Source organism: Pseudomonas sp. BLCC-B112, assembly GCF_028550695.1.
Lineage (GTDB): Bacteria > Pseudomonadota > Gammaproteobacteria > Pseudomonadales > Pseudomonadaceae > Aquipseudomonas > Aquipseudomonas danubii.
Map to the genome: position 1 here is coordinate 306,365 of NZ_JAQQGK010000009.1, position 15,086 is coordinate 321,450.

General features: G+C 60.3%; 12 protein-coding genes, 2 tRNA genes and 1 pseudogene. 8 read left to right on the plus strand and 7 right to left on the minus strand.

Annotated elements, in window-relative coordinates; genetic code table 11:
• Nucleotides 1-99 precede the first annotated feature (99 nt).
• The 4 genes from PQT43_RS23960 to PQT43_RS23975 all read left to right on the plus strand — a co-directional run bounded on the left by PQT43_RS23960 (nt 100) and on the right by PQT43_RS23975 (nt 5,668).
• Complete coding sequence (locus PQT43_RS23960) at nt 100-1,671, plus strand: sensor domain-containing diguanylate cyclase (protein WP_102863697.1); 1,572 nt, start codon at nt 100-102, stop codon at nt 1,669-1,671.
• Between the two features lie 372 nt (nt 1,672-2,043).
• Entirely contained in the window at nt 2,044-2,868 is an 825-nt protein-coding gene (locus PQT43_RS23965; RefSeq protein WP_267269686.1) for an arylamine N-acetyltransferase family protein, read from the plus strand.
• A gap of 117 nt (nt 2,869-2,985) precedes the next feature.
• Complete coding sequence (locus PQT43_RS23970) at nt 2,986-3,807, plus strand: hypothetical protein (RefSeq protein ID WP_170002237.1); 822 nt, start codon at nt 2,986-2,988, stop codon at nt 3,805-3,807.
• Nucleotides 3,808-4,126: 319 nt separating this feature from the next.
• Entirely contained in the window at nt 4,127-5,668 is a 1,542-nt protein-coding gene (locus PQT43_RS23975; RefSeq protein ID WP_102863693.1) for a nucleobase:cation symporter-2 family protein, read from the plus strand.
• Nucleotides 5,669-5,730: 62 nt separating this feature from the next.
• On the opposite strand, the gene PQT43_RS23980 is transcribed toward PQT43_RS23975, so the two are convergent.
• From PQT43_RS23980 to PQT43_RS23995, 4 genes are all read right to left on the minus strand, one after another.
• Nucleotides 5,731-6,312 carry an SH3 domain-containing protein gene (locus PQT43_RS23980; protein ID WP_267269688.1) on the minus strand — a complete coding sequence of 194 codons (582 nt, stop codon included), beginning with the start codon at nt 6,310-6,312 and terminating at the stop codon, nt 5,731-5,733.
• 95 nt (nt 6,313-6,407) lie between these two features.
• Nucleotides 6,408-7,565 carry an MFS transporter gene (locus PQT43_RS23985; RefSeq protein WP_253084539.1) on the minus strand — a complete coding sequence of 386 codons (1,158 nt, stop codon included), beginning with the start codon at nt 7,563-7,565 and terminating at the stop codon, nt 6,408-6,410.
• A gap of 245 nt (nt 7,566-7,810) precedes the next feature.
• Nucleotides 7,811-8,173 (minus strand): hypothetical protein, encoded by a 363-nt coding sequence (locus tag PQT43_RS23990; RefSeq protein WP_253084540.1) that lies wholly within the window; start codon nt 8,171-8,173, stop codon nt 7,811-7,813.
• Nucleotides 8,165-8,240, minus strand: a tRNA-Asn gene (locus tag PQT43_RS23995). Before PQT43_RS23995 ends, PQT43_RS23990 begins: the two co-directional genes overlap by 9 nt.
• A gap of 270 nt (nt 8,241-8,510) precedes the next feature.
• Between PQT43_RS23995 and PQT43_RS24000 the strand changes: the two genes are divergently transcribed.
• The gene (locus PQT43_RS24000; protein WP_102863689.1) at nt 8,511-8,744 is read left to right on the plus strand and encodes a hypothetical protein; all 234 of its coding nucleotides are present in this window, start codon (nt 8,511-8,513) and stop codon (nt 8,742-8,744) included.
• A gap of 6 nt (nt 8,745-8,750) precedes the next feature.
• Here PQT43_RS24000 and PQT43_RS24005 read toward each other — a convergent pair whose 3' ends face one another.
• Both PQT43_RS24005 and PQT43_RS24010 read right to left on the minus strand, forming a co-directional pair.
• A complete protein-coding gene (locus PQT43_RS24005; RefSeq protein WP_011060362.1) occupies nt 8,751-8,948 on the minus strand; it encodes a hypothetical protein in 198 nt (65 codons plus the stop codon).
• A 130-nt stretch (nt 8,949-9,078) separates the two neighbouring features.
• Nucleotides 9,079-10,275: an amino acid aminotransferase gene (locus PQT43_RS24010; protein ID WP_102882516.1), complete on the minus strand. Its 1,197-nt coding sequence runs from the start codon at nt 10,273-10,275 to the stop codon at nt 9,079-9,081.
• A gap of 336 nt (nt 10,276-10,611) precedes the next feature.
• On the opposite strand from PQT43_RS24010, the gene uvrB reads away from it, so the two are divergent.
• Nucleotides 10,612-12,627 carry an excinuclease ABC subunit UvrB gene (gene uvrB / locus PQT43_RS24015; RefSeq protein WP_102863684.1) on the plus strand — a complete coding sequence of 672 codons (2,016 nt, stop codon included), beginning with the start codon at nt 10,612-10,614 and terminating at the stop codon, nt 12,625-12,627.
• Between the two features lie 155 nt (nt 12,628-12,782).
• Here the strand turns inward: uvrB and PQT43_RS24020 are convergent.
• Nucleotides 12,783-12,911: pseudogene (locus PQT43_RS24020) on the minus strand (hypothetical protein); the annotation flags it as partial.
• Nucleotides 12,912-13,134: 223 nt separating this feature from the next.
• Between PQT43_RS24020 and gltX the strand changes: the two are divergent.
• Both gltX and PQT43_RS24030 read left to right on the plus strand, forming a co-directional pair.
• Entirely contained in the window at nt 13,135-14,616 is a 1,482-nt protein-coding gene (gene gltX, locus PQT43_RS24025) for a glutamate--tRNA ligase (protein WP_102882514.1), read from the plus strand.
• 279 nt (nt 14,617-14,895) lie between these two features.
• Nucleotides 14,896-14,971 (plus strand) — tRNA-Ala (locus PQT43_RS24030).
• Nucleotides 14,972-15,086: the final 115 nt, after the last annotated feature.

The window sequence follows — 15,086 nt, forward strand, 5'->3', positions numbered from 1 at the left end:
TGGAGCCGATGTTTTACAGGATGCTGGTCAGTGAACCGGTCTCGAAAACAACCAGGGATCTGCCGCGTAGTTCAGGCTTTTCCCGTCAGGACGCCCCTTTTGCCTGTCCCCATTTACGACGCTCAACACGCCCCGGGTGGCACCTTGAAACGCTTGCCGCTGCTCAAGGCCGCGGTGGCCTTTATCGCCACGGTGTTCCTGTGCCTGTGCGGTTTGCTTTACCTCCAGCTAGAGCAGTCCTGGCGCCATGACCTGGCGCAGGCAGAGGTCAACTCCACCAACCTGACTCGGGCCATTGCCCAGCAGGCGGAGGACACCTTCATGGAGGCCGACCTGGTGCTGATGAGCCTGTCCGAGTGGATCCAGGCCATCGGCGAGGGGCCCGTGCAACGGCTGCGCCTGCAACAGATCTTTGCTCGGCGGGTACAGGCCCTGGTGCAACTCAGCGGAGTGTTTCTCTATGACAAGCAAGGCCAGTGGGTGGTCAGTTCCTTTAACGATTCGCCTCATGGCAAGGACGTGGCAGATCGTGATTACTTCAGGTTCCACCAGCAGAACGCTTCGCTGCAGGCCCATATCAGTCCGGCGATTCGCAGTCGCGCCAACGGCGAGTGGATCATTCCCATTTCGCGGCGGATCAATGACCAGAACGGGAACTTCCAGGGCGTGCTGATGGCCGGCATCAAGCTGGCTTACTTCGATCAATTCTTCAAAAGCTTCAATATCGATGAGCAGGGCGTGATGTTTCTCGCCCTGTCCGATGGCACCCTGATCGCGCGGCGGCCATTCGAGGAGCGGCAGGTGGGGGCCTCCCTGTCCCGTGGCGAGATTTTCAGCAAGTACCTGCCTGAGGCCACCTCCGGCAACGCCATGATCACCTCGATCGTGGATGGGGTGACGCGCTTGTATGGCTATCGCCAGTTGCAGGCGTATCCGCTGGTGGTGGCGGCGGCCAACTCCAAGGACTCGATTCTCAAGGGCTGGTACGCCTCGGCCTATCAATCCACGGCCATCGTCGCCCTGGTGCTGCTGGGAGTGGGACTGTTCGGCTGGGTGTTTGTGAGCCAGGTGCGCAACAACGAGCGGATCGAAACCGATCTGCGCAAGGCCCAGGAGGCGTTGGAGGTGATTGCCACCCATGACAGCCTGACCGGTTTGGGCAATCGGCGGCTGTTCGAGCGCTCCCTGGAGATCGAGTTCGGTCGCGGGGCGCGGCAGAGCACGCCGCTGAGCCTGATCATTGCCGACATCGATTACTTCAAGCGTTACAACGATACCTACGGCCATGTGGCCGGCGATCATTGTCTGGCAGAGGTGGCCCAGGCCCTGAAAGGGTGTTGTCATCGCAAGACCGACCTGGCCGTGCGTTATGGCGGGGAAGAGTTCGCGGTGCTGCTGCCCGATACCGATATCCACGGTGCCCTGGCCATGGCCGAGCAGATTCGCCAGAGCGTCATGGAGCGCAACATCAGCCATTCCGGTTCTCCAGTGGGGCGCGTGACCATCAGTCTGGGCTGTTACTCCTTCGTTCCTACGGGGCGCGACAGCATCGAAGTCTTCATTGAACGGGCGGATGCAGCGCTGTATCAGGCCAAGGCCACGGGGCGCAATCGGGTGATGGCCCTGGCGGTGGAGAGCGCCGAGGATCTGTTGCAGCGCTCCGACCGTTGAGTCATTGTCAGGCTTTGCAGAAGATCTGATTGGCGTAGGGATTGCCACCAAGCTCATAGGGGGTGGTGCCTGCGGCGTCATATCCCTGGGCCCGGTAGAAGGCCCGTGCCGAATGATTTTTGAGCCACAGGCAGGACGCTCGCTGCGCCTGGGCGAGGCCGCTAGGGCGGTGGCTACTACAGAATCACCGTCAGCTCTTGGCAAGAGCCAATCCCGGGCCAATGCGATAAAAAATATCAGCCGAATCGATTGTTGGAATGCCCCGTTTCTGGCTTATACCTATCGTTGACCTGGCAGGGACCGGTGCTGGACAAGCGGATCGGCACAAGAATCTCCGGAGCCCTGCGCGACACTCATTTCAAGGATTTGTGCATGAGCCAGCCGCACCTGATGAACATTGACCTCTATTTGCGCCGACTGGGTTACCACAGCGCGCCGCCGCCGACCCTGGAAACCCTGCGAGAACTGCAATGGCGACATGTCTGCGAGTTTGCCTTCGAAAGCCTTTCTACCTTGTTGCGCCTGCCGGTGCCCATCGACCTGGGCACGGTGGAACGCAAGATTCTGCGAGAGGGGCGCGGTGGCTATTGCTATGAACTCAATCAGACGTTCCTGGTGCTGTTGCAGCATCTGGGCTATGAGGCGCGTGGCATTACCGGGCGGGTGGTCATGGGGGGGCCGGAGGATGCGCTCACCGCGCGCAGTCACAGGTTGACGCTGCTGCACCTGGACGGGCAGCGCTACATCGCCGATGTCGGCTTCGGCGGCATGGTGCCCACTGCGCCCTTGCTGCTCGATACCGAAGCAGAGCAGGCAACACCCCACGAGCCCTATCGCATTACCGAGCGAGACGGTAGCTACACCCTGCGCGCCAAGGTCATGGATGAGTGGCGGGCCCTGTACGTCTTTGATCTGCAGATACAGGGCGATGTGGACTACGAAATGGGCAACTGGTACGTCTCGACTCACCGTGACTCGCCTTTCCTCGGTCAGTTGAAGGTGGCGCTGATAGGGCCGGGGGTGCGCCGAACCCTGAACAACGGCAGCTACGCTTTGCATCGCGTGGGGCAGCCCAGCGAGCGGCGGCAGATCACTAAGGCGGGGGAGCTGATGCAGTTGTTGCAGGACGAGTTTGCCTTGCGTCTGCCGGAGCATCCCGAGTTGTCGAGAGTGCTCGAGCGCTTGCTGGAGGCCTGATCACCACCTGTCGCACCGGGAGCGGGAGCCGAATACGGAAGCACTTCCCGATTAAAATCCCAAGCTGGCGCTCCATAGAATCCACCGGCAAACCGGCAATTTTCTATGGAGAGAATCATGCAGAAAATACATAGATCCACGGTGTCCGGCAGTACCGCAACACCGCTGAGGCGTTTCAGGCAGGGGCTGTTCGCTGCGCTGCTGGCAGTGGTCAGCCTGTGTTCCACCAGCAGCTTCGCGGTCCCCAACCCCGACGGCAACTACAACCTGAGCATGGACGCTCGGGCCGGGTCGCCCTATCCACCGTCCGACAACTACAGTGCCGATCTCAAGACGTCCGGAGTCGGGCCGGCGTTCACGGTGCCGGTGAGTCGACACCACATCATTGCCTACAACCAATTGCGGGATTTCTACATGTCCGTGGTGCAGCGTGGGCACTTGAAGGAGCTGAAGGGTTTCTGGGACGGCTTTGGCGCACGTTTCCTCAGCTATGGCCAGGATAATCGAGTCAACGTCACTGCGCCGGTGGCGGCGGATTATGACCAGGCCAAGACGTTGCTCGAGGAGATCGGTCGGGGCGTGGTGCGGGCCAATGCGGGCGTGCCGCCACGGCCCCTGGGTTGGGACACCTTTCATGGCTTCTACACCTGGATGCCCTGGAACCTGTTTCTCGGTCCGAACGGCCGCAATGATGATCCGGGTGAGCAATTCGAAACCAATGCCCAGTACATCATCAATAACAAGGACACCTGGAACACCATCATCAATGTGCGCGACAACATGCTCAGCTATCAGCGTGACGGCAACGTGAAGACCCTGGCCAACATCAACTCGCAGCTGTTGCGTTTGTCGGCGCGGACCCGGGTCTATCCGCTGGTCAGCGATCAGTGGATTCGTGTCGCCCCCAATGTGTACAAGATCCGCGTACCGGCCAACTGATTGGTCTTTTTGTGTGCAGCAAGGGCCAATCCAGCCAATGGATCGGCCTTTTTTTGCGTTGTGTTTCAGCGGGTGGGGTTGGGGCCAAGGATGTCGGCTTGCTGCACAGGTCCTGCCGGCCCGATGTGGGGCGGTGGCTCTGGGGCGGCCATTCAGGCTGGAAAAGGGTGATCCGTACGACCTGGGCGGGGCTTTTTATCGGTGAATCAGCAGGGGGAAGTGCCCGAAGATTGACCGATAAACTGTATACAATCCTATGGACAGTTGTCTTTGTTGTTGCATACAGTGTGCGCATAACAAAAACAGGGAACCCCACACCATGAATACGCCCCAGGTTTCACAGCAACGTCCCGAAGATGAAAATTTGGGTATTGCCGCGAATATGGCTTATGGCCTGCAACACGTTCTGACCATGTATGGCGGTATCGTTGCGGTGCCACTGATCGTCGGCCAGGCGGCCGGTCTGTCGCCAGCAGAGATCGGCCTGCTGATCGCCGCTTCGTTGTTTGCAGGGGGGTTGGCAACCTTGCTGCAAACGCTCGGCGTGCCGTTTTTCGGCTGCAAGCTGCCGTTGGTTCAAGGGGTGTCCTTTGCGGGCGTATCGACCATGGTGGCGATTGTCACCAGCAGCGGCGAGGGCGGCTTCCAGTCAATTCTGGGGGCGGTGATTGCAGCGTCGCTGATCGGCCTGCTGATTACGCCGGTGTTCTCTCGCATTACCAAGTTCTTTCCCCCGCTGGTCACCGGCATTGTCATCACCACCATCGGCTTGACGCTGATGCCTGTGGCGGCGCGCTGGGCCATGGGCGGAAATAGTCGGGCGGCGGATTTTGGCAGCATGTCGAACATCGGTCTGGCGGCCCTCACCCTGGTGCTGGTGCTGCTACTGAGCAAGATCGGCAGCGCGGCGATTTCCCGGCTGTCGATTCTCCTTGCCATGGTCATCGGTACGGTGATCGCGGTGTTCCTGGGCATGGCGGATTTTTCCGGCGTCACTCAGGGGCCGATGTTTGGCCTACCCACGCCGTTCCACTTCGGGATGCCGACTTTCCATGTCGCAGCGATCCTGTCGATGTGCATCGTGGTTATGGTGACCCTGGTGGAAACCTCGGCGGACATCCTCGCGGTGGGTGAAATCATCCACACCAAGGTCGACTCCAAGCGCCTGGGGGATGGGCTGCGTGCCGATATGCTGTCGAGCATGATCGCGCCGATCTTCGGTTCCTTCACTCAGAGTGCTTTTGCCCAGAACGTCGGGCTGGTGGCAGTCACCGGGATCAAGAGCCGTTTTGTAGTGGCTACCGGCGGCGTGTTTCTGGTAGTCCTCGGCTTGCTGCCCTTCATGGGGCGGGTGATTGCGGCGGTGCCCACCTCGGTGCTGGGCGGTGCCGGTATCGTGCTGTTTGGCACCGTGGCGGCCAGTGGCATTCGTACCCTGTCCAAGGTCGACTACCGCAACAACATGAACCTGATCATCGTCGCGACCTCCATCGGCTTCGGCATGATCCCGATCGCTGCGCCGAGCTTCTACGACCACTTCCCCAGCTGGTTTGCGACGATCTTCCACTCGGGCATCAGCTCGTCGGCGATCATGGCGATCCTGCTGAACCTGGCGTTCAACCATTTCACCGCAGGCAACTCAGACCAGCAGTCGGTGTTCGTCGCTGGCACCGAGCGCAGCCTGCGTTTCCAGGACATTGCCGTACTGCGTGAGGGGGACTACTTCAGCGGTGGCAAGCTGCACGATGCCGAAGGCAATGAAGTACCGTTGGTAGCTGAGGTTTCGGGACAGTCGTCGAATCCGCTTGGGGACGGCTCGGCACCGAGCCATGCTCGAGGCAGTGCGCAAACCACGCACTGAGTGCAATCATTGCGACATTAAAAAACGGCGCCCTGAAGGCGCCGTTTTTTATGGGTGAGTCATTATTCGAGGTTGTCCAAGGGCTCCAGGGCTTGCAGGGCCTCGGGGTTGTCCTTGTACTGCCCGCGCAAGGTTGCGAGCTGGCGATCATGGCCGATACAGACGTCGTTAACGGCTTTCTCCAATTCGGCCCGACGCTCCTCGTCATACGCCTCCTCGCCGGCAAAGTGCTGGCAATCTTCGTGACGCTGGATAAAGGCCGTGACCTCGGCCTGCAACTGTGGGCCGCCGTAGTGACCGCCCAGTTGCAGGCGTTTTTCCTCGACCCAGCCACTGTAGTCCTCACCGTTTTTGGCGATGTACATGACTTGGGCCCAGCCGCTGTCGCTGGAGGCGTACACGGTCAGGCCGTCGCCCGGAATCACATAGAGCTTCTGGTTCACGCAGGCGGCATTCGGCCCACTGTGAAAGTGCAACCGTCCTTGGCCTATGACCTTGGCTTCCAGGGGCGGCCGGTACTCGCCGGCTTCCAGGGAAGCGTTGTCGCTCAGGGTGGCGCAATCCACCGTGGAGGCGGCCAGGGCCTGTAGCGGTAACAGAGACAACAGCCCCCACAGGGACAGGAGGCACAGAGGTCGGTTCATTGCACAGTTTTCATCAAGGGATTCGGATGGCGCGATGGTAATGACAACGAGGCGGCCTGTGAATGTTTCCAGGCCGCCTCTTTGTGAAGCGTGAGTTACTCCGTGACCTTGCTGAACTGCCCCTGGCGCACCAGGGACAGAGCCATTACCACCACCACGGCGGCGGCCGCCGACAGGGTCAGGGGCAAGCCATAGCTGCCGCCGCTCATGGCGGCGCCACTAAGCAGTGGCCCCAGCAGGCTGCCGATGCCCCAGAGCAGACCGGCGCTGGCATTGGCGGTCACCAGATCCGCTCCGCTGAAGGATTGCCCGATCAGCACGATCGCCAGGGTGTAGATGCCGCCCGCCGCCGCGCCGAGGATGACCAGGCTCGGCCAGAGCAGACCGGGGGATTGCATCAACAGTGGCAGGCACAGACCTATCAGCAGAGCGATGATGCCGCAGCCGAGGTAGATCCCCGGGCGCCCCAGCTTGTCCGAGAGCCAGCCCAGGGGGAACTGGAACGCCGTATCTCCCAGGAGAATGATGGTCACCATCAGTGCCGCCAGTTTGATGCTGTAGCCATGAGTGGCCGCGTACACCGGAAATAGCGACAGCACGACGCTGTCGAAGAAGGCGAAGAACAATATGCCCACACACAACGCCGGGGCGATGCGGATAAAGCCCAGCACCGAGAAGGTCCGGCTTTCCTCGTGAGGACTTGGGGAGTCTTCCTGGGGCAGAGTCAGCCAGACCACGGCGATCGCCACGGCATAACCGAGGCTGACAATGGCGAGTACGAGCGGCCCCTCGGTGCCCAGCAGTGATACCAGGCCAGGGCCCAGCAGTTGGAAAAAGGTGAAACAGGTGGTGTAGACCGCCACCAAGCGGCCACGGCTGGCGTCTTCGGCCATTTCATTGACCCAGGTTTCCCCGAGAATGATGATCAGCCCGGCCCCAAGCCCCATGGTGACCCGGGCCAATCCCAGGCTGAAGAGGCTGGCGTCCGGCAGTTCCAGGGCTGCCACGCTCAGGGCGCAGAGGCTGAAACACAGCAGATAGATCTGGCGCCGGGTCAGGCGCTGGCACAAGGCATTGACCAGGAATGCCGAAAGCATCATGCCCGCCGCAGGCAGGGCTGACATGATGCCAATCTGGTTGTTCGACGCGCCGGCCTGGTACAGGCGCAGGGCAAGGATCGGCACTGTGGAGCCGATGCTCAGGCCGACAATGGAAATGCCCAGGATCAAGGCAGCTAACAAGGCTTTGTTCATGATCAAGACTCGCGCCTGAAGCGTCAGGCGCTGAAAAATGGAGATGTTACGGACGCCGCGTGACAGCATCCGCCGAGATACGGGCGAGAGCCGGGCCTGTGCCCTCGGCGTAGGGGCCGGCTGCTGGCGAAGCGGTCATTGAATGGTGCGTTGCACTTCGAGACGTCTTCGCTGGCGAGCCAGCCTCTGCATCGGCGCCAAAGGTGGCGGGGCGGTGCCAGGCTCAATCGCGGTTAGCGACTGCCTTAGTGCGGGGAGAAGGTGAAGGCGAACAGGACGCTGCGGCGGCGACGGTTGATCGCGCAATCATGCTGGGCAACGGCCAGGGTTGCCGAAGGGCTCATCGAGGGGGAGAGGCACGGGGACTGTGCTGGCAGGAACATCGTTGTCTGACTGGCCGGAAAAATAAGCGCACAGCCTACGTCAGGCCATTGCGGCAAGGCAACCAGACCTTTGCCTGAGCCATTCGGCTCGCAAAGCACTTTATCCGCATGTCTGGCTGAGATGTGGATCATGAAACTGATAGTGGTTTTTTTCTGCTGATTTGCCAAAAGAGCAGGGCGCTCTTGCTGTGTTTGAGGCAAATCAGTGTAGGAATATGGCTCCACGACCTGGACTCGAACCAGGGACCCAGTGATTAACAGTCACTTGCTCTACCAACTGAGCTATCGCGGAATGCGCCGTATCTTACTGATTCAGAAAGGGAAGTCAACAAGCTGTGATTGTTTTTTTCAGTGCAGCGAGGTTCGGAATGATCTGCTGACATTACTTCAAGGGTTTTATCGGCTAGTGGGCCTGTACGTGATCCGTTAGGGGCTACCATGGCTCCCCGGAAGTGGTTTCACGCGCTGCCGGCCTCAAGCCGCAAAGGTACGTTTTTATGATGCGCTTCGATTTATCCCAGGTTCCCACTCATTTTTTTGCATCGCGATGCGAGGTGCTGTCATGAGCATCGAGCAGATCAACCTGCCCAAGGGAGTCGGGCCTCAGGCCGACAAGTTGTGGGATGCCATTACCCAGGCAGCGGCAGCGGCGGATCTGAACCGCGCGGCGGGCAAGGCCGAAGGTTTTGTCCTGGGGCTGGAGAGTGCCAAGGCCATCAAGAGCCAGGTCGCTGAGGCGTTGTACGTGGCCTTTGATGATGCCGCCAGTCAGCGAATGCGTGAACTGGCGGGTTGAGTCGGTTCAGCCGCCGAAGGTCAGGGTGCCCAGCATCAGCTTGGCCATCAGCGATGTGGCTGCCAGTTGCACCAGCCACAGGGCCAGACCACCGAGGAACACGCCGAGGGCGATTTGCAGCACCAGGCTCTTTTCGCGTTTCTGCGAGCGGGGCAAGTAGTGCTCCAGTTCGTCGCGGTCGGCCCGCAGGTCATCGTTTTTCATCTGGACTCTCGATCGGCAAGGGAGGCGTGGCCTCAGTCTAGAGGATGCGGGGGCTGGACTGGGTATTAGCTGAGCGCGCACAAAAAAGGGGAAGCACCCTGGCTTCCCCTTTTTGCGCGACGGCCGTGAATCAGATCACCTGGAGGATGGCCTTGGTCACCACGTCGATGTTGTTCTGGTTCAGTGCGGCCACGCAGATGCGGCCGGTGTCCAGGGCGTAGATGCCGAATTCGTTGCGCAGGCGGGTCACTTGCTCAACGGTCAGGCCGGAGTAGGAGAACATGCCGCACTGGCGGCCGACAAAACTGAAGTCGTGCGCAGGGGCGCCTTTGGCCAGCAAGTCGACCATCTGGGTGCGCATGCCGCGAATGCGCAGGCGCATTTCCGCCAGTTCCTGCTCCCACTGGGCGCGCAGTTCCGGGTTGTTCAGCACCGCGGCAACGATGGTTGCGCCATGGGTTGGCGGGTTGGAGTAGTTGGTGCGGATCACGCGCTTGACCTGGGACAGCACGCGAGCGCTTTCTTCCTTCGAGCTGCTGACGATGGACAGAGCGCCAACGCGCTCGCCGTACAGCGAGAACGACTTGGAGAACGAGCTGGACACGAAGAAGGTCAGGCCCGACTCGGCGAACAGGCGCACTGCGGCGGCGTCTTCGTCGATGCCGTCGCCAAAGCCCTGGTAGGCCATGTCGAGGAATGGCACGAGGTTTTTCGCCTTGACCACTTCCAGGACGTTTTTCCAGTCCTGCGGAGTCAGGTCGACACCGGTCGGGTTGTGGCAGCAGGCATGCAGCACCACGATCGATTGGGCCGGCAGGGCGTTGAGGTCTTCCAGCAGGCCGGCACGGTTTACGTCGTGGGTGGCGGCGTCGTAGTAGCGGTAGTTCCGCACCGGAAAACCAGCGGTTTCGAACAGTGCGCGGTGGTTTTCCCAGCTTGGATCACTGATGGCGACCACAGCGTTGGGCAGCAGTTGCTTGAGGAAGTCGGCGCCGATCTTCAGTGCACCAGTACCGCCAACGGCCTGGGTGGTGACCACGCGGCCAGCGGCCAGCAGGGGCGAGTCGTTGCCGAACAGCAGTTTCTGTACCGCTTGGTCATAGGCGGCAATGCCGTCGATCGGCAGGTAACCACGGGAAGCGTGTTGAGCGGCGCGAATTGTCTCGGCTTCGACAACGGCGCGCAGGAGTGGAATGCGTCCCTCCTCGTTGCAGTACACGCCCACCCCAAGGTTGACCTTGTTGGTTCGGGTGTCGGCGTTGAATGCTTCGTTGAGGCCCAGGATTGGATCGCGTGGTGCCATTTCGACAGCGGAGAACAGGCTCATTTTTACGGCGGCTCTGAATGGAGTGTGGAGGGACGTGTCGCGCTCCAGCCGAATGCACTAGAGCGGTGCACAAACGGGGAGCTAGTATAGAGGCCATCATCGCGGTGGGCGACAGTCGATTGACCTTTTGCAGCAAGTTTTTCGCTTTATTTTTCGACCGTTAGTCTTATTGCAACATCCTGGGTGTTAGCGGGTGTCAGGCCTTTCCCTTGAAAGCCGTAGTATTTGGCTCCACATCTAGCACATTCCCGTTTTTTCCCCGGCGACATGGGTCGTACGCGGTCTTTCTCGTTCCTGTACGGTATGGCCGCGCACGAATGATCCCAGAGGTAGGTTATGTCCGAATTCCAGCTAGTCACCCGCTTCCAGCCCGCCGGCGACCAGCCGGAAGCCATCCGCCTGCTGGTCGAAGGCATCGAGGCTGGGCTGGCGCACCAGACCCTGCTCGGTGTGACCGGTTCGGGCAAGACTTTCAGCATTGCCAACGTGATCGCTCAGGTGCAGCGCCCAACCCTGGTGCTGGCGCCGAACAAGACCCTGGCGGCCCAGTTGTATGGCGAATTCAAGGCCTTCTTCCCGAACAACGCGGTGGAGTACTTCGTTTCCTATTACGACTACTACCAGCCCGAAGCCTATGTGCCTTCCTCGGATACCTTTATCGAGAAGGATGCCTCGATCAACGACCATATCGAGCAGATGCGCCTGTCGGCGACCAAGGCGCTGCTGGAGCGCAAGGACGCGATCATCGTGACCACGGTGTCTTGCATCTATGGTTTGGGCAGCCCGGAAACCTACCTGAAAATGGTTCTGCACGTGGACCGCGGCGACAAGCTCGACCAGCGTGCCTTGCTGCGGCGCCTGGCGGACCTGCAATACACCCGCAACGATATGGACTTCGCTCGCGCCACCTTCCGTGTGCGTGGCGACGTGATCGACATTTATCCGGCGGAATCCGACCTGGAAGCGATCCGCATCGAGCTGTTCGACGACGAAGTGGAAAGCATCAGCGCTTTCGACCCGTTGACCGGCGAAGTGATCCGCAAGCTGCCGCGTTTCACCTTCTACCCCAAGAGCCACTACGTGACCCCACGGGAAACCCTGCTGGACGCTATCGAGGGGATCAAGGTGGAACTGCAGGAGCGCCTGGAATACCTGCGCTCCAACAACAAACTGGTGGAAGCCCAACGTCTGGAACAGCGCACCCGTTTCGATCTGGAGATGATCCTCGAGCTGGGCTATTGCAACGGCATCGAGAACTACTCGCGCTACCTCTCCGGCCGTCCCGCTGGCGCCGCGCCACCCACCTTGTACGACTACCTGCCGGCGGATGCGCTGTTGGTGATCGACGAATCCCACGTCAGCGTGCCTCAGGTGGGCGCCATGTATAAGGGCGACCGTTCGCGCAAGGAGACTCTGGTGGAATATGGTTTTCGCCTGCCATCGGCGCTGGACAACCGGCCGATGCGTTTTGACGAGTGGGAAGGCGTCAGCCCGCAGACCATCTTCGTCTCTGCTACCCCGGGCAACTATGAGGCTGAGCACGCCGGGCGCATTGTGGAGCAGGTGGTGCGTCCCACCGGCCTGGTTGATCCCCAGGTGGAAGTACGCCCGGCCCTGACCCAGGTGGATGACCTGTTGTCGGAAATCACCAAGCGCGTGGCGGTGGAAGAACGAGTGCTGGTCACCACCCTGACCAAGCGCATGGCTGAGGACTTGACCGACTACCTGGCCGACCACGGTGTGCGCGTGCGTTATCTGCACTCGGACATCGACACCGTGGAGCGTGTGGAAATCATTCGCGACCTGCGCCTGGGCACCTTCGATGTGCTGGTGGGGATCAACCTGCTGCGTGAAGGCCTGGACATGCCGGAAGTGTCGCTGGTGGCGATTCTCGATGCCGACAAGGAAGGCTTCCTGCGTTCCGAGCGTTCGCTGATCCAGACCATCGGTCGCGCCGCGCGTAACCTCAATGGCCGGGCGATTCTCTATGCCGACCGCATCACCGGCTCCATGGAGCGGGCGATTGGCGAGACCGAACGGCGGCGTGACAAGCAGATTGCCTTCAACCTGGCCAACGGCATCACCCCCAAAGGGGTGTTCAAGGATGTCGCCGACATCATGGAAGGTGCCACCGTGCCGGGCTCGCGCAGCAAGAAGCGCAAGGGCATGGCCAAGGCCGCCGAAGAAAGTGCCCGCTACGAAAACGAACTGCGTTCGCCCAGCGAAATCACCAAGCGCATTCGCCAGCTCGAAGAAAAAATGTACCAACTGGCCCGGGACCTGGAGTTCGAGGCGGCGGCGCAGATGCGCGACGAAATCACCAAGCTGCGCGAGCGCTTGCTGACCGTCTAACGGCCGGAGCCGGCTGGCCGGCGAAGCGGGGCTCAAGTCCTGTGCGGTGCTCGAGGGGGGCTTCGCTGGCAAGCCAACTGCTGCAGGCATTTCGTGGGTCAGTGGGCTTCTCCTCCTTGGGCGATGCCGACAACCTGGAAGGCGTCGTTGTGGGTCATGATCAGCGGCTGCCTCAGGGCGCGGATGATCTGGATCTGATTGCGCTGCGGCCCGGCGAGGTCCGGGTTGAGCACTCCGGAAGAGAGGCTCGCGAGCCCGAACAGGTCAAATCCCAGGGCGCACAGCCGCAATCAAAAAGTGTAAGAAAATTTATGAGCGGGTGAACCTGGCATATAGCCCGTGGGTGGTAAATGCCAGGCGCTGATACTTGACCATTCATGGGCTCTGCGGCGGCCTGTAGTCGCAACCTTGGCTTAAATGCCCTCCTTACTGGAGCCGGGCCGGGGTCGCCTGTTACCATTCGCCCCCTGTTTTATTCCTCGTTTTTCTATCTTTTCGAGATATGCCATGACCACCGTCCGCACGCGCATCGCGCCATCGCCTACCGGGGACCCCCACGTAGGTACCGCTTACATCGCTTTGTTCAACTATTGCTTTGCCAAGCAGCATGGCGGTGAGTTCATCCTGCGTATCGAAGACACCGATCAGTTGCGTTCGACCCGCGAGTCCGAGCAGCAGATTTTCGATGCCTTGCGCTGGTTGGGCATCAACTGGAGCGAAGGGCCGGATGTGGGCGGTCCCCATGGTCCTTATCGCCAGAGCGAGCGCGGCGATATCTATCAGAAATATGCTCAGCAATTGGTGGACCTGGGTCACGCGTTCCCATGCTTCTGCACGGCCGAAGAGCTGGACCAGATGCGCGCCGAGCAGATGGCTCGTGGCGAGACGCCGCGTTATGACGGCCGCGCCTTGCTGCTGTCCAAGGAAGAAGTGGCCCGGCGGCTGGCGGCCGGTGAGCCCCATGTGATTCGTATGAAGGTGCCGACCGAAGGCGTCTGTGTGGTGCCTGATCTGCTGCGTGGTGATGTCGAAATTCCGTGGGATCGCATGGACATGCAGGTCCTGATGAAGACCGATGGCCTGCCGACCTACTTCCTGGCCAACGTGGTCGATGACCACTTGATGGGCATCACCCATGTGCTGCGCGGTGAAGAGTGGCTGCCTTCGGCACCGAAGCTGATTCTGCTCTACGAGTACTTCGGTTGGGAGCAGCCGCAGTTGTGCTACATGCCGCTGCTGCGCAATCCGGACAAGAGCAAGCTGTCCAAGCGCAAGAATCCGACCTCTGTGACCTTTTATGAGCGCATGGGCTTCATGCCGGAAGCCATGCTCAATTATCTGGGGCGCATGGGCTGGTCGATGCCGGACGAACGCGAGAAGTTCTCGTTGCAGGAAATGGTCGATAACTTTGACCTGTCGCGGGTATCCCTGGGTGGGCCGATCTTCGATATCGAGAAACTGTCCTGGCTCAACGGCCAGTGGTTGCGTGACCTGCCGGTGGAAGAGTTCGCCAGTCGCGTGCAGACCTGGGCGCTGAATCCTGAGTACCTGATGAAGATCGCGCCCCATGTGCAAGGCCGGGTGGAGACCTTCAGCCAGATCGCGCCGTTGGCCGGCTTCTTCTTCGCCGGTGGCGTGACCCCGGACGCCAAGTTGTTCGAATCCAAGAAGCTTTCTGGCGATCAGGTGCGGCAAGTGATGCAGTTGATCTTGTGGAAGCTCGAGAGCCTGCGCCAATGGGAGAAAGACAGCATCACTGCGACCATTCAGGCAGTGGTTGAATCCCTGGAGCTGAAACTGCGTGACGCCATGCCGCTGATGTTCGCTGCGATCACTGGCCAGGCCAGCTCGGTGTCGGTGCTCGATGCCATGGAGATCCTGGGGCCTGACCTTACTCGTTTCCGTCTGCGCCAGGCCATCGACCTGCTCGGTGGCGTGTCGAAGAAAGAGAACAAGGAGTGGGAAAAATTGCTGGGCGCCATCGGCTGACGGCGCTTCGCAGCAGGGGAGCTACAAGGCGCTACGGGCTTTTCGACTACGCTTGATTCTCAGGCGCCAGGTCGATTGGTCGCTGGCCAAGTGGGTTCCAGGCGGCTCGCGGCCCCCCGTTTATGGGAGTTGGCACGGGCCGCTAAGGCTGAAAAAGCCAGGGTTTTTGGGGCAGGGCGGTAAGTGGTTGTTATCCCGGCAAATTTTTTTTCAAAATACGGAAAAAAAATTGACAGCCTTCCGATCGCCCCTTAAGATTCGCCCCGTCCTCACCGACGAGGGGCTATAGCTCAGCTGGGAGAGCGCTTGCATGGCATGCAAGAGGTCGACGGTTCGATCCCGTCTAGCTCCACCAAATTTGCAGTTCAAGGTCTGGCCACACCGGCCTTGAATCGATCAGTACTCAGCACTGATCAGTTGTATAGAAGGGTTTGCGTCCCCTTCGTCTAGTGGCCTAGGACACCGCCCTT